The 20,338-nt window shown below is 59.2% G+C and carries 20 protein-coding genes and 1 pseudogene; 6 read left to right on the top strand and 15 right to left on the bottom strand.

Features of this window, described 5'->3' with window-relative positions; translation table 11 throughout:
• Positions 1-3: 3 nt before the first annotated feature.
• Together ACXAH3_RS09005 and ACXAH3_RS09000 are read right to left on the bottom strand one after the other, a co-directional pair.
• Positions 4-1,272, bottom strand: coding sequence for a Hint domain-containing protein (locus ACXAH3_RS09005; RefSeq protein WP_474861738.1), 1,269 nt, complete (start codon positions 1,270-1,272; stop codon positions 4-6).
• Between the two features lie 109 nt (positions 1,273-1,381).
• The gene (locus tag ACXAH3_RS09000; protein ID WP_474861737.1) at positions 1,382-2,224 is read right to left on the bottom strand and encodes an LOG family protein; all 843 of its coding nucleotides are present in this window, start codon (positions 2,222-2,224) and stop codon (positions 1,382-1,384) included.
• A 215-nt stretch (positions 2,225-2,439) separates the two neighbouring features.
• Here ACXAH3_RS09000 and dapD point away from each other — a divergent pair, with 215 nt between their 5' ends.
• Positions 2,440-3,267 (top strand): 2,3,4,5-tetrahydropyridine-2,6-dicarboxylate N-succinyltransferase, encoded by an 828-nt coding sequence (gene dapD, locus ACXAH3_RS08995; RefSeq protein ID WP_474861736.1) that lies wholly within the window; start codon positions 2,440-2,442, stop codon positions 3,265-3,267.
• Positions 3,268-3,333: 66 nt separating this feature from the next.
• Here the strand turns inward: dapD and ACXAH3_RS08990 are convergent, their stop codons facing one another.
• Positions 3,334-4,404 (bottom strand): transporter substrate-binding domain-containing protein, encoded by a 1,071-nt coding sequence (locus ACXAH3_RS08990; protein WP_474861735.1) that lies wholly within the window; start codon positions 4,402-4,404, stop codon positions 3,334-3,336.
• Between the two features lie 108 nt (positions 4,405-4,512).
• Here ACXAH3_RS08990 and ACXAH3_RS08985 point away from each other — a divergent pair, with 108 nt between their 5' ends.
• Together ACXAH3_RS08985 and ACXAH3_RS08980 are read left to right on the top strand one after the other, a co-directional pair.
• Positions 4,513-4,854: a hypothetical protein gene (locus tag ACXAH3_RS08985; protein WP_474861734.1), complete on the top strand. Its 342-nt coding sequence runs from the start codon at positions 4,513-4,515 to the stop codon at positions 4,852-4,854.
• Between the two features lie 4 nt (positions 4,855-4,858).
• A complete protein-coding gene (locus tag ACXAH3_RS08980; protein ID WP_474861733.1) occupies positions 4,859-5,494 on the top strand; it encodes an HAD hydrolase-like protein in 636 nt (211 codons plus the stop codon).
• Positions 5,495-5,497: 3 nt separating this feature from the next.
• On the opposite strand, the gene ACXAH3_RS08975 is transcribed toward ACXAH3_RS08980, so the two are convergent.
• The gene (locus tag ACXAH3_RS08975) at positions 5,498-6,079 is read right to left on the bottom strand and encodes a hypothetical protein (RefSeq protein WP_474861732.1); all 582 of its coding nucleotides are present in this window, start codon (positions 6,077-6,079) and stop codon (positions 5,498-5,500) included.
• A gap of 164 nt (positions 6,080-6,243) precedes the next feature.
• Between ACXAH3_RS08975 and dapE the strand changes: the two genes are divergently transcribed.
• From dapE to ACXAH3_RS08960, 3 genes are read left to right on the top strand one after another with little or no spacing between them, the layout of a single operon-like run.
• On the top strand, positions 6,244-7,401 hold the full coding sequence (gene dapE, locus ACXAH3_RS08970; protein ID WP_474861731.1) for a succinyl-diaminopimelate desuccinylase: 1,158 nt from the start codon (positions 6,244-6,246) through the stop codon (positions 7,399-7,401).
• Complete coding sequence (gene rnr / locus ACXAH3_RS08965) at positions 7,398-9,653, top strand: ribonuclease R (RefSeq protein ID WP_474861730.1); 2,256 nt, start codon at positions 7,398-7,400, stop codon at positions 9,651-9,653. The genes dapE and rnr overlap by 4 nt, the downstream gene beginning before the upstream one ends.
• Positions 9,654-9,679: 26 nt before the next feature.
• On the top strand, positions 9,680-10,831 hold the full coding sequence (locus tag ACXAH3_RS08960; RefSeq protein WP_474861729.1) for a lytic murein transglycosylase: 1,152 nt from the start codon (positions 9,680-9,682) through the stop codon (positions 10,829-10,831).
• 139 nt (positions 10,832-10,970) lie between these two features.
• Here ACXAH3_RS08960 and ACXAH3_RS08955 read toward each other — a convergent pair whose 3' ends face one another.
• The 11 genes and pseudogenes from ACXAH3_RS08955 to rsfS form a co-directional block, all read right to left on the bottom strand.
• Complete coding sequence (locus ACXAH3_RS08955; RefSeq protein ID WP_474861728.1) at positions 10,971-11,915, bottom strand: MBL fold metallo-hydrolase; 945 nt, start codon at positions 11,913-11,915, stop codon at positions 10,971-10,973.
• Between the two features lie 90 nt (positions 11,916-12,005).
• Entirely contained in the window at positions 12,006-12,356 is a 351-nt protein-coding gene (locus ACXAH3_RS08950; protein ID WP_474861815.1) for a helix-turn-helix transcriptional regulator, read from the bottom strand.
• A 69-nt stretch (positions 12,357-12,425) separates the two neighbouring features.
• A pseudogene (locus tag ACXAH3_RS08945) lies at positions 12,426-13,049 on the bottom strand (AraC family transcriptional regulator ligand-binding domain-containing protein); the annotation flags it as partial.
• A gap of 336 nt (positions 13,050-13,385) precedes the next feature.
• Positions 13,386-14,075, bottom strand: coding sequence for a ribulose-phosphate 3-epimerase (gene rpe / locus ACXAH3_RS08940; protein ID WP_474861727.1), 690 nt, complete (start codon positions 14,073-14,075; stop codon positions 13,386-13,388).
• A gap of 78 nt (positions 14,076-14,153) precedes the next feature.
• Positions 14,154-14,645 carry a hypothetical protein gene (locus ACXAH3_RS08935; RefSeq protein ID WP_474861726.1) on the bottom strand — a complete coding sequence of 164 codons (492 nt, stop codon included), beginning with the start codon at positions 14,643-14,645 and terminating at the stop codon, positions 14,154-14,156.
• Positions 14,645-15,139, bottom strand: coding sequence for an RNA pyrophosphohydrolase (locus ACXAH3_RS08930; protein ID WP_474861725.1), 495 nt, complete (start codon positions 15,137-15,139; stop codon positions 14,645-14,647). The genes ACXAH3_RS08935 and ACXAH3_RS08930 overlap by 1 nt, the downstream gene beginning before the upstream one ends.
• 91 nt (positions 15,140-15,230) lie before the next feature.
• Positions 15,231-16,565 (bottom strand): S41 family peptidase, encoded by a 1,335-nt coding sequence (locus ACXAH3_RS08925; protein WP_474861724.1) that lies wholly within the window; start codon positions 16,563-16,565, stop codon positions 15,231-15,233.
• 4 nt (positions 16,566-16,569) lie between these two features.
• Positions 16,570-17,736 carry a murein hydrolase activator EnvC family protein gene (locus ACXAH3_RS08920; protein ID WP_474861723.1) on the bottom strand — a complete coding sequence of 389 codons (1,167 nt, stop codon included), beginning with the start codon at positions 17,734-17,736 and terminating at the stop codon, positions 16,570-16,572.
• Entirely contained in the window at positions 17,733-19,253 is a 1,521-nt protein-coding gene (gene gpmI, locus ACXAH3_RS08915; RefSeq protein WP_474861722.1) for a 2,3-bisphosphoglycerate-independent phosphoglycerate mutase, read from the bottom strand. The genes ACXAH3_RS08920 and gpmI overlap by 4 nt, the downstream gene beginning before the upstream one ends.
• A gap of 72 nt (positions 19,254-19,325) precedes the next feature.
• Positions 19,326-19,796 carry a 23S rRNA (pseudouridine(1915)-N(3))-methyltransferase RlmH gene (rlmH, locus tag ACXAH3_RS08910; RefSeq protein ID WP_474861721.1) on the bottom strand — a complete coding sequence of 157 codons (471 nt, stop codon included), beginning with the start codon at positions 19,794-19,796 and terminating at the stop codon, positions 19,326-19,328.
• Between the two features lie 15 nt (positions 19,797-19,811).
• Positions 19,812-20,177: a ribosome silencing factor gene (gene rsfS / locus ACXAH3_RS08905; RefSeq protein WP_474861720.1), complete on the bottom strand. Its 366-nt coding sequence runs from the start codon at positions 20,175-20,177 to the stop codon at positions 19,812-19,814.
• Positions 20,178-20,338 lie beyond the last annotated feature (161 nt).

Raw genomic sequence — 20,338 nt, 5'->3', positions numbered from 1 at the left:
GGGTCAGTGAAGCGCAGCGATGGCCTGCGCTTCGTATTGCTTCAGGAACATACGCGCTGGAACACGCGTCGGGTGATCATGATCTTTCAGTTCAGGGAACAGCGTGATCAGTTCCTCATAGGTCGCAGCGTCCGCCTGTGATTGATAGTCCCCTATAAAGAAGCTTTCGGATGGCGCGCCGTTGGCGAACACGATCTGATGGCTGTCGAACATGATATGGTAATAGGTTATGCGCTCGACCTGAACCTGCTGAATGGCGTCTCCATCGCACAGGTGGATGGCAGCGCAAAGCGCCTCGGGCTCGCCGGTCACAAGTTCGCACCGCCAATCCGCGATCAGCATCCGGTGTTGGGCCGAGACGAAAAGCGGGGCGTCGTTGCCTATGGAGTCCGTCGCAAAGCGAACGGGGGCGAAACGACCTTCGCCCGGGACGGACTGCACGCCAATCCAGCGCACAGGTAGCGGGCCGAAATCCAGCGTGTCGACCAGTTGCCCCACTTGAATGTCTTCGACCGCAACGGGGCCGGTAGGGGTTTGCAGACAAGTTCCGGCGGCAAAGCATGCGACCGAAATATTGTCTTCCGCGATGCTGATATAGGTGATGACGTTGCCGTTAGGTAGGGTGATGCTGCCGTTTTGACTGCCGGGGCTAAAAGGAGAAAATGTCGATCCCTCGGGAAGGATCATGACGTCGTTGCCGTTTCCGCCATCCACAAAGGTGGTGTTCTCGCCGACATAGATCGTGTCGGCCCCGTCGCCGCCAATCAGAGTGCCCGAGCTGGTTCCGCCAATGAGCGTATCCTGACCGGCCCCTCCCAAAAGGTTGTCATTGCCGCCGCCACCTATCAGCGTGTCATTGCCCGCGCCGCCCTGAATTTCGTTGTTGCCCGAACCGCCAACCAGCGTGTCATCGCCCTCGCCCCCTTGGATGGAGCCACCATCTGAGCCGCTGTCGGTGAAAGTGTCGTCGCCCGAGCCGCCGACATATCCGAAACTGTCCAGCCCCACCGAGCCACTGACATTGGTATCAGCATCATTGGCGCGAAAGGCCACGAAATTGCTGAACGCCCCTCCGCCAAGGTCGGCATTGGTAAAGCTGGTCACGACGCCAGTGGTGGTGTTGGTGATCGCGATCCCCGTGGCGGTCATCACAATTTGATAGGCATTATCAACGCCCGTCGCGTCAAAGGTACTGTTGTCGTCGATGGTTAGCCCTGCCCAGAAGGCAGGATCGAGCACCTGTGCAGTCGTTGGTGAAATGAATACCGGCATACGCCCCCCAAGCGATTACTGAACCCACTTTAACAAAAGTCACTCAGTAGTATGCAATCAGGCAAGGCTTGATCCGAATTTCTAGTCAACTCGGCCAAAATCCCCCGCTCTATCTGCCCGGCAATGCATCACGTGCTTCGGCATTCGGCCAGTTGTCGATGGCGTCCACCGCTTCCTGTGCGGTTTCGACGAATTTGAACAGGTCCAGATCCTCGGCGCTGATGGTTCCGGCATCTGACAGCGCTTCCCAGTTCACGATTTTGGTCCAGAACTCGCGCCCGAACAGCAGGATCGGAACCTTTTTCATGCGACCCGTCTGGATCAGGGTCAGAGATTCGAACAGCTCGTCCAGCGTGCCGAAACCGCCGGGGAAGATGGCGATGGCCTCGGCGCGCATCAGGAAATGCATCTTGCGGATGGCGAAATAGTGGAAGTTGAAGCACAGGTCGGGCGTGACATATTCATTCGGAGCCTGTTCGTGAGGAAGCACGATGTTCAGACCGATCGACACGCCGCCCGCGTCTTCTGCGCCGCGGTTACCCGCTTCCATCACGCCGGGGCCACCGCCTGTGACGACAACGTTTTCACGGTGATTGTTCACCTTCGAGCGCAGGGTCATCAGCCGGGCAAACTCGCGTGCTTCGTCATAGAATTTGGACAGATCCGCCAACGTTTGCGTACGAGCGGTGTCTTTCTTGGCAGGCTCGGGAATGCGCGCGCCGCCGAACAGGACCACGGTGCTTTCCACACCATATTCCTGCATCATCAGCTCGGGCTTCAAAAGTTCCAGTTGCAAACGGACCGGACGCAGCTCGTCCCGGCAGAGGAAATCCAGATCGTCAAAGGCCAGCTTATAGGCAGGTGCGCGGGTCTGTGGGGTGTCGGGCGTCTGGTGAGCGGCCTCGCGGTCCTGATGGCTGTCGCGAAGCGGGTGGTTGCGGTCATCTTTCATGAAACTGGTCCTGTCACGTTAACGTCTTTACTCAAGGGGTAACGGCTTTAAGCCGTAAGGGCCAGAGCCACGTGAACACCTTCGCGCGATGAAAAAGTCGCATGGGACATGCGCGTCGCCGCAGTTGGGCATACCGGGCTCAAACTTCATTGCGAAAAGGGGACGTGGGCCTTATAGGCCTTGTGGAACATTCACGCGCCTACGGAGATACCGACATGTCGAACGCCCAATTGGAAGCCGCCATCGAAGCCGCCTGGGAGGCGCGCGACACGATCACCCCCGCCACCACCGGCGAAACCCGCGAAGCCATCGAAGACACGCTGAACGCGCTGGACAGCGGCAAGCTTCGCGTGGCCGAGAAGCTGGAAAGCGGTGACTGGCATGTGAACCAATGGGCCAAGAAGGCGGTTCTGCTGGGCTTCCGCATCAAAGATATGGAAGAACAATCCGGCGGCCCGCAAGGCGGCGGCTGGTGGGACAAGGTCGACAGCAAGTTCAAAGGCTGGGGCGATAATCAGTGGAAGGCCGCAGGCTTCCGCGCCGTGCCGAACGCTGTCGTGCGCAAGTCAGCCTATATCGCGCCGGGCGTGGTCCTGATGCCGTCTTTCGTGAACCTTGGTGCTCACGTTGATGAAGGCACCATGGTCGACACTTGGGCAACGGTGGGCAGCTGTGCGCAGATCGGCAAGAACGTGCACCTGTCGGGCGGTGTTGGAATCGGTGGCGTGCTGGAGCCCATGCAAGCCGGTCCGACCATCATCGAAGACAACTGCTTCATCGGCGCACGCTCGGAAGTCGTTGAAGGCTGCATCGTGCGCGAAGGCTCGGTTCTGGGCATGGGCGTGTTCATCGGCCAGTCGACCAAGATCGTAGACCGCGAGACCGGCGAAGTGATGTATGGCGAAGTGCCGCCCTATTCGGTTGTTGTGGCCGGTTCGATGCCGTCGAAAAACGGCATCAACCTGTACTGCGCCGTGATCGTAAAACGCGTAGACGCCAAGACGCGTTCAAAAACGGGTATCAACGAGCTGCTGCGCGACTGATTTCAGCACGCTCTGACAAAAGATTACGGCGCGCAGTCAAATGCGCGCCGTTTTCGTTTGGCTGGCCTAGTTTGTGCCGCCAAACCACTTTCTTGAAAGCTCGGAATAGGCGCCGGTTTCGATCAGACGCAGCAGGGCGACGTTGATCTCTTCACGCAGGGGGCTGCCTGTGGGCAAGGCGATGCCATAGCTTTCCGGGCGGAACACGCTGTCCAAAACCTCGCCATATATCGCGCCTTCGTTTTGGGCGTAGTGGGCCAAAATGGGGCCGTCGAAAATCACCGCGTCCAATTCGCCATGTTCGAAATCCCCCAACAGCCCATCAAGCGAGTCGTATCCCGCATAGACCATGTTGCGCTCTTCCAAGAAGGTCGCTGCGGTCGAGCCTTCGGTCGTGCCAACGCGCTTGCCATCTAGGTCAGACACAGAATGGATCGAGCCCGAGATCGCGCTGACCGTAATGGATGCAGTGATGTGAGCCACGAAGACCGACACGACAAACAGGCTTGAAATCACAAGGAACGTGCCGAACAGGCGCCCGAAGGTCGAACGCGGCATGCGTTCTTCAAAGCCGCCATTCACCACCAGATTAAGCGCCCACCAGAAGGACGGGAACATCGCCTGACGTGCGTTGCCTTCGAAATAGGGCTGCTTGTCGCGTTCAAAGAACCACATTAGCATTCCACCACCCAGAAGCAGTGCAAATGCGGCCAAGATGGCCAGTGCCAGATCAAGACTGATCAAGGTGGACCAGATACTGACGCCATCCTGATTTTTGGGCACCATGATGCGCAGCCCGCCGTGATAGATCGGCTGCGAGAAATCCATGCGCGCTTCACGGTCGCGGGTGATCGAGATATTGGCAATCGCGCCATCCACCACGGTGTTCTCAACGCGGCCCAGCATGTCAGGGAAACTCTCGGCGAGCTCGAAACTGACGGTTTGACCCATCTCGCCAGCAATGGCAGTCATAAGGTCGATGGCAAAACCTGTTGGCTCGCCCTCTCCAGCAATGGCAAAGGGCGGCCGTTCGACCGTTACAAATTCCAAATCAGATGCCTGAGCATATGACACGGTGGTCATACAAATCATTGCCAGACACACAGCGGCCAAGTGGCGAAGCCTTTGTGCATTCATTGCGCTTTTCCCCAAATCTACATTTCCCACATACCCCGGCACGCCCTAAGTGCCAACTGATTGCGGTACCCCCTTGCGCTTTTTGGGACGATCTGCCACGCATTTTTCATGAGCAAGACGACCAAAACCAAGAAACCGCATAAAGTTTATACACTTCTGGTCGAGGTAGGCCGCAAGGATGACGATGGGTTACCTGACGGGGCCACCGGGGCTGCGCTGGTCTGCTATGCGTCTGGCGTGGACGAAGCCGAAGCCGTGCGCGAGACTGTTGCGATCCTGAAGCAGGCAGATTTGGCCCCCTTGGATGTCAGCGGCTACGGATCGCTGGATGATCGACTGGCCGAAGGCCACGACATCCCCGCCGAAGAACGCAAACTGATGGGCCGTGCGCTGGCCGAGAACAGCGTGATCGTCGCGCAGATGACTCCCTTCTTCGACGACAAGGACTGACCCGATGGGCACGATTTTCTGGGATCTGGACGGAACGCTGATCGATCCCAAACCGGGCATCACTGGCAGTGTGATCAAGGCGTTGCACGATCTTGGTCTACCCGCCCCCAGCGCGGATGATCTGGAATGGGTGATTGGCCCAGCGCTTCTTTGGAGCTTCGAGAAGCTGGGCGCGCCGAACCCGGAGGCCGGGCTTGACGCCTATCGCAAGTATTACACCGACGGCGGAGGCATGTATGACTGCACCGTCTATGACGGCATTCCCGCCGCGTTAGAGGTACTGGCCAAGTCCCACGTGATGCACATCGCGACCGCCAAGCCTCACGCCTATGCCCGCAAGATCACCGCGCATTTTGGGCTGTCCCAACACATGAAACATGAATTCGGTCCAGAACTGGACGGCACGCGCAATGACAAGGCCGAGCTTTTGGCCCATGCACTGACCATCACCGGTGACGATCCGGCAAACTGCGTGATGATCGGGGATCGGCACTACGATTTGAAAGCTGCACAGGCCAACAAAATGGCGTTCATCGCAGTGGACTGGGGTTATGGCGGGCAGGATGATCTGTCGGGCGCGGACGCGCATGTGAAAACGCCCGACGAGTTGCCGGGCGTAATCGAAGCTATGCTGTCCTAGCTCTTAGGGCGTTACAATCGTCACGAACCCATCCGCCACGGACGGATCCTGCATCAAGAGCTTGTCCAAGGGGATCGTGACCGAAGCCTTGCGCCCATCATCAGACAGAACGCCGTTGGTTTCGACGATGTTGCCCTCGATCTCCATCATGATCCGGCGACCCACAAAGGCTTGCTGCATCATGGCAATCATCGTGGGATCCATGCCGCCCTCGGAAATCTGCGCTTTCAGCTCGGCCAGATCGAAAGACACGCGAACATCGCCATTGTCCAGACGCTCGATCTGGGCGGTGTTGTCAGGGGCCATGCCATCCGAATTTTCCTTGGCACTCTCAAGCTCGGCAATCATTTCGTCGATAGTGCCGATCTCTTCGACCTCGCAGCGATAACCACCATCGTCCAACTGCGTGCCCACGCCGTCTTCACACAGATCCTGACCGCTGGACGCCATCATCTGATAGCCATCAGGGCCCATCGTGATCACCGAGGACACAGTCGCCGTGTCGCCTTCGACCTGCATTTTCATATCGGCGTCGATACAGGCGGTCAGAGGCAAAAGGCACAAAAGGAACAGGAGTTTACGCATGTGGGCGCTCCGATCAGAAGTTTGTAATTGCCCGCAGGTTAGCGGTGCGGGCGCGCAGGGTCCAGCGTGCCAAGGCACCTTTGCGCAATGCGCGGCGTTTCGCGGGGAAGGGACGTTTCCACCCGTCGCCGCACCTGTTAAGGGTGGTGGGAATGGAGATTTCGATGACGCATACCCTGCCCGCCCCCTTAGACCCTGTGGACCTGACCCAAAGACTTGTGCGCTGCGCGTCGGTGACGCCGGACGAGGGCGGCGCGCTGACATTGCTTGAGGGCATCCTGACCGAGGCAGGATTTACTTGTACCCGCGTGGATCGTGGCGAGGTGTCGAACCTGTTTGCCCGCTGGGGCTCTAAGAATGCGCGCACACTTGGCTTTAACGGCCACACTGATGTGGTGCCGGTGGGTGATGCGGATGCTTGGAGCGTTGATCCCTTTGGCGCGGAAATTCGTGACGGATACCTCTATGGCCGGGGCGCGACCGACATGAAATCGGGCGTGGCGGCATGGGTGGCCGCGGCAGTGGATTTCACCCGCGACGCGCCCGAGGATGCATCGCTTGTCATCACCATCACAGGCGACGAAGAAGGCCCGGCCACGGATGGCACAGTCGCCATTCTGGACTGGATGGAAGCGCAGGGCGAGAAAATGACCGACTGCGTTGTCGGCGAACCCACCTGCCCCAATAAGATGGGCGAGATGATGAAGATCGGCCGGCGCGGTTCCATGACTGCTTACTTCACCGCACGCGGCGTGCAGGGTCACGCGGCCTATCCGCATCGTGCGCTGAACCCGGTGCCAGCCTTGGCCCGCCTGATAGCCGACCTTGCTGCACATGAGTTGGACCAAGGCACCGACCATTTCGACGCCTCGACGCTGGCCGTCACCACCATCGACACCGGCAACCCGGCCACCAACGTGATCCCCGCCGAAAGCCGCGCCACGGTGAACATTCGCTTCAACGACGCTCATACCTCCGACAGTCTGACCAAATGGCTTCAGACCGAGGCCACGCGCGTCGGCAAAGACACAGGTGTGGATATCGAAATGGTCGTGAAGGTCTCGGGCGAAAGTTTCGTGACGCCGCCGGGCCCTTTATCCGAGCTGATTTCCAGCGCCGTGCAGGCCGAAACCGGGATGGTGCCCGAAGCGTCCACATCCGGTGGCACCTCGGACGCGCGCTTCGTGCAGTATCACTGCCCGGTGGTCGAATTCGGCCTTGTCGGAAAAACCATGCACGCGGTCGACGAACGGGTCGAAGTCGCCCTGATCCCTCAGCTTAAATCCATCTACAGCCGCATCATTCAGGACTATTTCGCATGAGCAAACTGCCCACTAAGAAAGACATCCTGAACTGGATTTCGGAAAACCCAACCCAAACTGGCAAGCGCGATATTGCGCGGGCCTTTGGCATTCGGGGCGCGGCCCGGATCGACCTGAAGCGAATTTTGAAAGAGCTTGAGGCCGACGGACATCTGCAAAAACGCAAGAAGACCTATCGCGATCCAGATAAACTGCCGCCAGTATCCGTGCTGCGCGTCGAAGGTCCGGACGCGGATGGCGACCTGTTTGCATACCCGACTGAATGGGCCGGCGAAGGCACTGCGCCGCGCGTGCTGCTGGTGGCCAAAGATGGCGATCCCGCGCTGGCGCAGGGCGAACGCATTTTGGCCCGGTTGACCGAGATAAAGGACGAACAACACGCCTATGAAGGTCGATTGATCCGGCGCATCGGCACCAACCCTCAGCGCATTCTGGGCGTCTTCCGTAAAGGGTCCGAAGGCGGGCGGATCGTGCCGATTGACAAGGGCGCGGACAAGGAATGGCGCGTCGAACCCGGCGCAGCTGATGGCGCCAAGGATGGCGAACTGGTCGAGGCGCAGCAATCCGGCCCCAAGTCGCGCATGGGCCTGCCCCGCGCGCGGGTCGTGGCGCGTCTGGGCGACCCGACTGCACCCAAGGCGGTCAGCCTGATCGCGATCCACCAACACGGCATCCCCGATGCATTCCCCGACAGCGTGATCGAAGAAGCCGACGCCCAAAAGCCCGCGGGCCTGAAAAACCGCGAGGACTTGCGCAACCTGCCGCTTGTCACCATCGACCCTGCGGACGCGCGCGACCATGATGACGCGGTTTACGCCCATGCCGATGACACGCCCGGCAATCCCGGCGGGCATGTGGTCTGGGTCGCGATTGCCGACGTCGCGCATTACGTCACGCCTGGCTCGGCGCTGGATGTTGAGGCCCGCAAGCGCGGCAATTCCAGCTATTTCCCCGACCGCGTGGTGCCGATGCTGCCGGACCGACTGTCGGGCGATCTGTGCAGCCTGCACGAAGGCGTCCCGCGCGCCTGTCTGGCGGTGCGTATGGTTCTGGACGCGCAAGGCAACAAGAAAAGCCACAGCTTCATTCGTGGGCTGATGAAATCCCACGCTTCACTGAACTATGCCGAAGTTCAGGCCGCCCAAGACGGTGCGCCGAACGAGAAATGCGCGCCCCTGATGGACGAGGTGATCACGCCGCTTTATGCTGCCTATCGCGCTGCCAAGCTGGGGCGCGAGGCGCGCCAGCCGCTGGATCTGGACCTGCCCGAGCGCAAGATCGTGCTGGACGAGGACGGCAAGGTCGCGTCGATCGATTTTGCTGAACGGTTCGACGCGCACAAGCTGATCGAAGAGTTCATGATCCTCGCCAATGTCTCGGCCGCAGAAGAGCTGATGCGCCTGCAGCGCCCACTTTTGTTCCGCGTCCACGAAGAACCCAGCCCCGAAAAACTGGAAGCACTGCGCGAGGTCGCACAGGCATCCGGCTTCACGCTGGCCAAAGGTCAGGTTCTGCAGACGCGCCACTTGAACAACCTGCTGGCGCAAGCCGAAGGCAGCGAGTTTGACGAGCTGATCAACATCTCGACACTGCGGTCGATGACACAGGCCTATTACTTCCCACAGAACTTCGGACATTTCGGCCTGTCGCTTAAATCCTATGCGCATTTCACGTCGCCCATTCGACGCTATTCGGACCTGATCGTCCACCGCGCGCTGGTGTCAGGCCACGGCTGGGGGGATGATGGGCTGTCGCCGCAGGATGTGGAAACGCTCGAGGCGACGGCGCAGCATATCTCGGAAACGGAACGCCGCTCGATGCTGGCGGAACGCGATACGACCGACCGCTATCTGGCGGCGTACCTGTCAGAGCGCATCGGTGGCGAATTCACGGGGCGCATATCCGGCATCGCCCGGTTTGGCATGTTCGTAAAGCTGGACGAAAGCGGAGCGGATGGGCTGGTGCCTCTTAGCACGCTGGGCAACGAATTCTTCCGCTTCAATGCAGATGAGCAAACCCTGACCGGGGAGCGTTCGAACTTTACCCTTGGTCTGGGCCAGCGTGTTGTCGTGCGCCTGACCGAAGCGGTGCCAACCACGGGTGGGCTGGCGCTGGAACTGTTGGAAGTCGAAGGGCGAAAATTGCCCCGTACGTCAGCGCGAAAAGGGGGGAAATCTGGCCGTCGAAAACCCATGACCGAAGCCAAACGGACGGCCAAAACTAAACGAAAGGTAAAACGATCCCGGCGGTGACGCCGGATGGGGACGTGAGGTCGATTGTGACGGAACCACTTGGGGACGCAGAGGCTAATTTCAATCGCTGGCTGGAAGGTTATATCGCGCAGGCCGTCGAGGCAGGCATCTCAAAAGCATCGCTTCAACAAGCGATGCCTTTTCTGGTTCTGGATCCCAGCATTCACGAAAAGCAGTCTAATCAGGCAGAGTTCGCACTGAACATCACCGACTATCTGGATCGCAGCGTCACGTCCGAGCGAATCAGCAAAGGACGCGCCAAGTTCCGCAACCAGCGGCAAATCCTGAATGAGGTCGCCACGGCATATCGCGTGGACCCGCAGGTCATTCTGGCAATCTGGGGGATCGAGACCAATTACGGCCTGATCCGCGGCGATCATTCGGTCCTTACTGCGCTTGCCAATCTGGCCCATAACGGCCATCGCGCTGCCTTCTTTGAAGCCGAACTGACTGCTGCCCTGTCGATTATGGATCAGGGCCACGCGGACTCCGAAACAATGGTTGGGTCCTGGGCTGGGGCAATGGGGCATGGGCAGTTTATGCCGTCAAGCTTTCTGAATTTCGCAGTGGATCATGACACGGACGGACGGGCGGATATCTGGTCGAACGATCCGACCGACGGGTTGGCCTCAATAGCCAACTATCTGGCACAGCATGACTGGCGCGAAAGCCAACCTTGGGGCATCGAAGCAGTGCTTCCCGAAGGGTTCGATTACACTCTGACCGGAGCCGAGCATCGCCTGACCATCGCCGATTTGAATGGAATGGGCGTGCGCACGACAGACACCACAAACTTGCCGGACTATGGTGATGCGTCGGTGCTGTGCCCGTCAGGCGCGACTGGGCCAGCCTTTGTGGTCAATCACAATTTCCACGTGATCCTGACCTATAATCGCGCCGAGGCTTACGGTATCGCAGTCGGCCATCTGTCGGATCGGCTTGCAGGATCTCGCGCCAGAATCACGCGTTGCCCCGAAAATCTGTCCCCACTGACGCGCAGCCAGATGACCGAGCTTCAGACCCGCCTGACCGAAGCCGGGTTTGACACACAAGGGACCGATGGCTTCACCGGTCCGAACACCCGTGCAGCACTCCGCGCTTATCAAGCGGCGATTGGGAAAGTGCCAGACGGTTTCGCCACGCTCGACTTGCTAGCCGAGCTGACTCCTTCCTCTTAAACCGTCACCGCATTTTCTTGTCAGAAATATCCCGGGGGTTCGAAGGCTTCCGGGAAACTGTCTGAAGGACAGTTTCGCCTGAGAACGGGCGGAGCCCAAACAGTAAGCGCGAGGGGCAGAGCCCCTTTCCCACCGCGCCTTATTCAAACTCCATCTCGGCAAAGACCTGACCTGCGTTTCTAGTGGCAAGTTCTTCAAACGTGTCGTGATGGGCGAAAGGCGATTGGTCGACGTAGTAAGCCTCGTCCAGCGTGCCACCGGCTTCCAGCAGCTTTCCAACCTCGCCGCGCAGATGTTTCAGATAACCGATCGTGTGGTCCTCGACCTGCGCCATATTGGTGGGATAGCCGTGGCCGGGGATCACATAGGTCGCGCCGATGGGGGCAAACACAGTTTCCCACGTCTCGATCCAGCAGCTTGTACAAGTGTCTTCGAAGATCGGCGGGATACGGTTGTGGAAGGCCATGTCGCCCGCGATCATCAGGCTGTCTTCGGGCAACCAGACCTGAATGTCGCCGGGGCTGTGGGCAGGGCCAGAATAGAGCACCTCGACGGTTTTGTCGCCCATCGTGATCACCTCTTTTTCCTCAAAGGTGCGAGTCGGGCCCATCGGCTCGGTCCCTTCCCAGTTTTCCTGCGCATAGCGCTTCATGCCTTCGAAAACCTGAGCCGAGTACTCTTCAAACTCGTGGGCGGCGTCCACATGAGCCAGCACTTCAACCCCCTGACCGATCCAATAGTTGTTGCCCAGCATTGCGTGACCTTGACCGTTTTCATTGATCACCAGCTTCACAGGCTGGTCGGTGACGGCTTTAATTTCGGCGTGCAGTGCTTCGGCCAGCTTAAAATTCGCACCAGCATTCACCACGATTACGCCATCGCCGGTCACGATGAAGCTCAGGTTGTTGTTGTGACCCACATTCTCGTAGGTGGGTGGCGCAGTGGCGCCGATGGCAGACCAGACATCCGGGATCACTTCGACCGGCTTTTCGTAAAGGACCGAGTCTGGATATTGATCGGCAATATCCTCGTCTGCGAAAACGGGGGTCGCCGCCAAGGCAGTCATTACGGCATAGCGAAACATGTACGTGGATCTCCCAAATCTCTCCTGAGGGCAGCATAGACATATTTGAATATGTTCTGCTAGAGGTTGGATGCGGATGGACCGAAGAAATCACACGTCCGGCCGGCAGTCCTTGCGATAGCGCAGAGGCGAGGTGTCGGCCCAGCGATTGAACGCATAGATGAACGGCGCTGCACCGGCATAGCCCAACAACCCGGCGATCTGTTCAACCGGAATATTGGTACCCCGCAGCAGGCTGCGCACCATGGACGCGCGATAGTCGTCCAGCAGAATCGTATAGCTTGTCCCCTGCCCCGCCAGCTGTCTTTGCAGTTTCTTGGGCGACATGCCGACGACGCGGGCGACAGCCTCGAATGAACAGGTGCTGGTGGGCAAAAGGGCGGCAATGGCGTGGTTCACCGCCACATCAAGCGACTGGTTTTGCCCGCTAACATGCGCCATGGACATGCGCATATACAGATCAACAACCCCGCGAAACACGCGAAGGTCACCAAGCGTCGGTGTCTCTAGAAAGCTGATATCGACAGCGATGTCGTCATAATCTGCCCCGAACTGGATCTCGCATCCAAAGAAGTCATCAAAAGCGGTAGTATCCGGAGGCGCCGCACGGCGCAGGCGCAGGCGGTTGGGCCGAAAATCCAACTGACCCGTGCCAACGCGGGCCAGCTTTAGCAACATGGCCATGGTGCAATCAGTGTATTGCGGCAACTAGCTGTCTGGTGCCAATTCCAGATAGCGAAAGATGGCCTGATCCGTCGCGTCATCTATCAACAAAGCCGAGGTCGTGGCGTTCGAGTGATACACCCAATAGCGCGTCCCGATGTCAAACCAATCGCGGATGTTATCGACCAACCGTGCCAGCAAAAGATGTGGCCCCAGTGCCCCGTTATAAACCGTGTCGCGTTCGGCCAGCGTCAGTCCAAAGGTGGGTGCATCCAGACGCTCGGCAGCCAGTTCCATCGCGCCGACCAATGCGCTGTGCTGCACAATCGTATGGGGATCGCTGAGGGATTGCAGAGGAAGACCAGCCTCGGCCGCCAAGGCCACGGCGTCGTCGCCCAATTCCTCGACCAGTGCCTTAAAGCCCGTCAGACAATGTGATCGGTTGTATATTTTATAAGGCTCGGACGCCATCTGAATACTCGCAAACAATATCTCGGCATCAAGGGCGATCGACCCGACCGTGTACGTTCAAGAATGAATCTTTAGAATTGAGGACACAAGCCCGCATTGCACCGTTGAGGGCACAACGAAGTCCAGATACCACCTTGGGTGCTGGTACTTACTATTGCGAGCGGTTGGGGTAACGCCGGCAAATCATTGGGAAATTTATGCTCAATGTAGCACGGCCCGTTCTGCGGAACGGGTCGTGTCCGCGCAGGTTGCGCGAAAATGTGTTCCTAAAGCCGCAAATGGGCGCCCTGCTAGCAAGACGCCCCTCAAAATCAGTATCTGTAACGCCTTTGGGCGCTACTGCGCAGCTTCGGCTGCAGCACGGATTGCGCGGATGTTGTCGCCATAGACCTGCGGATTATCGACCGACCCACCTTTGAACACAGCCGATCCGGCCACGAAGCAATCGGCCCCGGCGGCAACCAAAGGCCCAACGGTGGTGGGATCAACGCCGCCGTCCACCTGAATATGGATCTCGCGATCGCCGATCATTTCGCGTACTTGGCGCACTTTCTCGACCGAGGACGGAATGAACTTTTGCCCGCCAAAGCCGGGGTTCACGCTCATCACAAGCACCATGTCGCAGAGCGGCAGAAGGTGTTCGATCACGGACGCCGGTGTGCCGGGGTTCAGACTGATGCCTGCCTTAGCGCCAGTGGCTTTGATCGCTTGCAGGGTGCGATGCGGGTGGGGGCCGGCCTCGTAATGGGCGACGATCATATCTGCCCCAGCTTCGGCATAAGCTTCGATATAAGGATCGACGGGCGCAATCATCAGATGCACATCCATGAAGGTCTTCACATGTGGGCGAAAGGCTTTCACGGCGGGCGGGCCAAAGGTCAGGTTCGGCACGAAATGGCCGTCCATCACGTCTACGTGCACCCAGTCCGCGCCCTGCGCCTCGATGGCTTGGATTTCCTGACCAAAGTTGGCGAAATCAGCGGAAAGAATCGACGGGGCGATCTTGATGGAACGGTCAAAGGACATGGGAGTCTCCGGGCAGCATGGATTTGCCGCCCTTATAGAGGGTTTCGCGCGTTTGCGAAGGGTGAAAGCGCGAGCGTTCTAGCGCCGGGGCAAATCTGGGTCACAGCGTTTGCCATTCAGGCAGTCTTTGACCTTGGACAGGGTGTCGGGGTCTGGATCTTGGAAAGCAAAGCCGCCGCAGGGGTTGGTTTCCAGAAGATAGCCGTCGCCGATCTTCTTCAAAAAGAGCAGATAGTCTGCTCCGCTGGTCAGGCGTTGGCACCACGGTCCATAGCATTGCACGTTGATGTCGATATCGCGAACGAACTGGGCGGTGAACCCCGGGCGGGCCAAGCTTCGTCCATCAATACGTCCGGTCAAGAAATTGTCCGGTTTGACGTCTTCCTGCTTATCCCAATCCACCTTGGGCAGCCTGCTTTCGTCAAATCGCAGCGTGCCGTGGGCAACGATATAGGCGTCATCCGATTTGGCCGCGTCGTGATAGGCGGCGATGGCGTTATAGGGCCGACAGGATAGGGCCGACGCCATTGTTGGGACCACCATCAAAACCGCCAAAGCCAAAACGCGCATCACAGATACTCCTGAAACCCTTCCATCACCTTGGCATAGAGTGCACGTTTGAAGGGAACAATATTATCCACGACATCGTTTGTGGCCATCCATTGCCAACGGCTGAATTCCGGGTGATCCGTTTCGATGTTTACCTGTGTGTCGTCGCCGTGGAAGCGTAACAGGAACCAGCGCTGTTTCTGGCCGCGATAACGTCCCTTCCAGATCTTCGGCACGATGTCATGGGGCAGGTCATACGGAAGCCAATCATCTAGCTCGGCCTCGATAGTCACAAGGTCCGAGGTGATGCCGGTTTCTTCCCACAGCTCGCGCAAGGCCGCATCGCGGGGGGCTTCGCCATCATCCACCCCACCCTGAGGCATCTGCCACGCGGTTTGAGTTCCCAGTTTAGGCGCGTCCAAACGCTGGCCGACAAAGGCTTTGCCATCGGCGTTCAGGATCATGATACCCACGCAGGGGCGATAAGGAAGTTTAGAGATCTCTTCGGGAGTCATGGGTGCCTCGTTTTTTTTGCGACCCTAGCGGGCGCGGTCACAAAGGAAAAGGGCCACCCCAAGGCGGCCCTTTGTCTGACTTTGACTATGATCAGTCCGCCAAAGCGATGGTGGACAGGCCCTTAATCAGATCAACGGCGTAGGACAGTTGGAAATCCTCGTCGCGCAGCTCGGCAGCCTCTTCGGCAGCCGCGCGTTCTTCTTCGATCTGACGCTGTTCGTCCTCGGACAGGCTGTCATTGTTCAGGCTGCCACGCAAATCAGCTTCGCTACGCTGACGGCCGTTATCCTCGTCCTCGTCTTCGCTTTCGGGCTGACGCGGGGGTTGTTCGACCACGATGTCGGGCGAAACGCCCAGCGCTTGAATGGAACGACCCGAGGGTGTATAATAGCGCGCAGTGGTCAGGCGCATCGCGCCTTCGGACGCCACCGGCATCACCGTCTGCACCGACCCTTTGCCGAAGCTTTTCGTGCCCACAACAATAGCGCGGCGGTGATCCTGAAGGGCACCAGCCACAATCTCGGACGCCGAGGCAGAACCGCCATTGATCAGCACCACAATGGGTTTACCTTCGGCCAGATCGCCTTCTTGAGCATTAACACGTTCGCTTTCTTCCGGGTTGCGACCGCGGGTCGATACGATCTCGCCGCTATTTAAGAAAGCGTCGGATACGGTGATGGCTTGGGTTAGCAGGCCGCCAGGGTTGTTGCGCAGATCCAAAACCAAACCGTCGACATTATCGAAACCACCTAGGGCTTCGACCTCGCGGGTCAGACCTTCTGCCATGTTGGAATAGGTCTGGTCGTTGAAGGTTGTGACACGCAATACGATGGTATTGCCGACACTGCGCGCTGTCGCGGCAGTCAGCTTGATCGTGTCGCGGATGATCGAAACGTCAAAGGGCTCGTCCACTCCTTCACGCACCACGGTGATGATGATCTCGGACCCGACCGGACCACGCAGCCGGTTCACGGCGTCGTCCAACGTCAGACCCAGCAGGCTTTCGCCATCCACGTGAGTGATATAGTCGCCGGTGGCCATGCCCGCATCGTCTGCAGGGGTGCCATCCATCGGCGACACGACGCGCACGAAGCCTTCTTCCTGCGTCACCTCGATGCCCAACCCGCCGAACGATCCACGGGTCTGCACGCGCATATCTGCGGCATCCTTGGGCGACAGATAGCTGGAATGTGGATCAAGCGAGGACAGCATGCCGTCGATGGCGGCTTCGATTAGATCGCCGGGTTCGACCTCTTCAACATATTGCGCGCGAATGCGTTCGAAAATATCACCGAACAAATCCAGCTGCTCGTACACCGAAGCGTTTTCGCTGGCGTCCTGCGCGATCAGGGGACCGGCAACCTGCGTGGTCAGAATGGCGCCTGCCAAGGTTCCGCCCAGCGCGGCCATCACGAGTTTCTTCATTCCATCAATCCTTGCCTGCCGCGAACCAATTCGTGGGATCCACGGGATTTCCGTCATATCTAAGCTCTATATAAAGCGTTTCCGAGCGCTCTGCGCCAGTTCCTTCCTGAGCTGCGATCAAAAACGCTTGATCATCAGGTGAAGTTTCAGCGGGATCGGCCCCGCCCATCAGCCCCACAGGCGCGCCTTGGGCCAGCACTTCACCTACGTCTCCGTACAACTGACCCAGCCCTGCCAGAACGATCAGATAGCCGTCACCGGGTTCAAGAATGGCAACATTGCCATAGTCCAGAAGCGGGCCGAGGTAACGGATCGTGGCGGGCCATGGGGTTGTCACGATGGACAAGGGGCGGGTGGCAACGATCAGGCCGGGGCGCTGGATGCCTGCCGCATCGCGCTCGCCAAACCCGCGCAGCACACGGCCCAGAACCGGCATTGCTAGCCGTCCGCGCACGGATGCGAAATCGGGCAAAGCGGTAGCGCTGGCACTGGCATTTGGATCTGACATCAGCCCTTCGGCAAAGCTGGCCAGAGTGTCTGCGCTTTCCAACAGGGTTTTCATGCGCGCGTCATCTGCGACAAACCGACGGGGCAGTTCGGTGCGGCGCGCAATGGCAAGGCTCAGCTCGAACCGCGCCGCCTGAACCCCGGTCAGACCCGTTTGCAACGTATCTACGGCGTTCTCCTGCAGCGCACGCAGAGTGCGCTGCTCTTCCAAACGGGCGCGCAGGTCTTCGGCTTGGGCTTGCAAGGCAGGCGTGACCTCGGACAGGATCATGCCGGACCGGGCGGTGCCAACGGGGCCAGAAGGGTGGATCAAAAGCGCGGGCTCGGGCGCTTTGCCGATGGTTTGCAACACGCCCAGAAGCTGGCCCAAACGGTCGCTTTCGGCGTCAAATGCTGTTTGTAACGCAGCTTCACGCAGATTGATGCGGCGCAGCCCGTCCCGTAAGGCAGACAGGCCTTCCTCGTACGCTTGGACGGTTTGGGTCAGAGCAGCGATGCGGTCGCCGGATTTCTCGGCGTCTTGCAGGGCTTGGGTTGCGATCTCAAGCTGGACCATCGCCGCGCGGGCTGTCAGGGTCGGGTCGGATTGCGCCGATAAAGGCCCGGCAGCGACGGCCAAGGCAATGCCCGCCAAAAGGGGCCGGAGAGCGCGGTGCAGGATCACCGGCGGATCAGGCTTTCGCCGGTCATCTCGGCTGGTTTGGGAAGGTCCATCAGCTGAAGCAGCGTGGGGGCCAGATCGGCCAATCGCCCATGCGCAAGCGAAATCCCGTCAGGCCCGCCCATCAAAACCACGGGCACCAAATTCGTTGTGTGCGCCGTGTGCGGGCCATTGGTGGCCTCGTCCCACATAGTTTCGCAGTTGCCGTGATCTGCGGTGACAATCATCGCGCCGCCGACTTCTTCCAGCGCAGCGATTACCTGCCCCAAGCCGTCATCCACCGCTTCACAGGCCGCAATCGCCGCATCGAGGTCCCCGGTATGGCCGACCATATCGGGATTGGCGAAGTTGGTGACGATCAGGTCATAGCCGTCATGGATCGCCTGCACGAAATGTTCGGTCACATCGGGGGCGGACATCTCGGGCTGGAGGTCGTAGGTCGCGACCTTGGGGCTGGCGGCCATGTAGCGGACCTCGCCTTCCACGGGGGCTTCTTTGCCGCCGTTCAGGAAGAAGGTGACATGCGGATATTTCTCGGTCTCGGCAGTGTGGAACTGGGTTTTGCCGTGCTTGGCAACCCATTCGGCCAGCGTGTTCACGATGTCCCGCTTAGGGAAACAGGTGGTCATATAGGCGTTATGGGCGTCCGAGTATTCGACCATGCCCAGAAGGGCGGACAGGTTCGGACGCTTGCCCACGTCGAATTCGTCAAAGCCCGGTTCACCTATGGCGCGAAGGATCTCGCGGGCGCGGTCGGCGCGGAAGTTGATGAAGAAAAGGCCGTCGCCGTCTTGCAGGCCGGAATAGTCGCTTATGATGGCTGGCGTGATGAACTCGTCCGTGGTGCCAGCGCCATAGGCTGCTTCGATGACGGCGTCCGCAGACACGTATGAGCTGCCTTTCCCATGCATCACAGCGTCATAGGCTTGGGACACGCGCTCCCACCTATTATCGCGATCCATTGCGAAATAGCGGCCCGACAGGGTGACGATCCGCGCGCCATCCGGCAAGCCGGACTGGAACGCGGCCAACTGTTCGCGGGCGGATTGCGGGGCCACATCGCGCCCGTCGGTGATGGCGTGAATCGCAACCGTCAGACCGGCCTCGGTCAGCGCTTTCGCGGCGGCGACCAAGTGATCCTGATGGCTATGCACGCCACCCGGGCTGACAAGCCCAGCGATATGGGCGGTGCCGCCTGCGGCTTTGACCTTCGCGGCAAACTCCAGAAGCGCCTCGTTCTTGAAGAAGCTGCCATCCTCGATCGCCAGATCAATCTGGCCCAGATCCATCGCCACCACACGGCCTGCGCCGATATTGGTGTGGCCGACTTCAGAGTTGCCCATCTGGCCGGTGGGCAGGCCCACGTCGGGGCCGTGGGTGATCAGGGTATTGTTGGGACAGGTCGCCATCAGCCGGTCGAAATTCGGCGTTTTCGCCAAGGCGGGGGCGTTGTTGGCAGTCTCCTCGCGCAGGCCCCATCCATCCAGAATGCACAAAACAACGGGTTTGGGGGTGGTCATGGCGGGGTCCTCTGTCTGCTCGCCTTCTATCTATGGGGTCAGAGGGGCGGGCGCAACGGTAGAGGTGCAGTTCTAAATCCTATGATACGGGCTGCCCGCAAGAATGCTTGCCGCACGATAGAGCTGTTCGGACAGCATCACGCGAACCAGCATGTGGGGCCAGACCATTTTACCGAAGGACAGGCTGGCATCAGATTTGGCGCGCAGGGATGGGTCGATCCCGTCAGCACCACCGATGACAAAGGCGACATCCTGACGCCCTTCATCGCGCCAACGGCCCAGTAGGCTTGCAAAATCAGGCGAGGACATGACCTTACCGCGCTCGTCCATCGTGCAGATTAAAGCACCTTTGGGAATGGCACGCTCCAACAAGGGCGCTTCGGCAGACATGCCGCCACCCTTCTTGTCTTCGACCTCATGTATGGAAAGAGGACCAAGCCCCAGCGCCCGCCCGGTCCGGTCGAACCGGGTGGAATAGTCGTCGATCAGCTCAAGTTCAGGCGATTTGCGCAGCCGTCCGACCGCGCAGACATGCACGCGCATTACATCTCCCCCTGATCAGGTCGCGGCGTCGGCCGCGCCGGGTTCCATCCACATTTTTTCAAGCTGATAGAACTCGCGCACTTCCGGGCGGAACACGTGAACGATCACGTCGCCCGCATCGATCAGCACCCAGTCGCCCTGACCCTTACCTTCAATCTTCGAGAAGACGCCCATTTCCTGCTTCAGCTTATCTGTCAGCTTTTCGGAAATGGCGGCCACTTGACGTGTCGAACGGCCCGAGCACACAACCATGTTATCGGCCATCTGCGACTTGCCGTTAAGGCTGATCACCACAACGTCTTCGGCTTTGTCATCTTCAAGGGACTTCAGGACTAGGGCCAGCATCTGCTCGCTGGTGGTTTTTCCGGGGTTTGCCGTCATTTCGGGATCCCCTGTGGCTGCGCCTGATGCAGCCTCTGTTTGCAAAGACAGGACATTGTCCTCCTAACATGACACACCGTTCCGCCCCGGTGCTGGGCATGTGAGAATCGTAACACCGCAAGCACGTAAGCTCAATCCACACTGTTTCAAGCCCGCGTGAA

The sequence above is a fragment of the Aliiroseovarius sp. ABM4_368 genome (genome assembly GCF_056161205.1).
The sequence above is the reverse complement of the archived record's forward strand: the minus strand, read 5'-3'. Positions and strand labels throughout refer to the sequence as shown.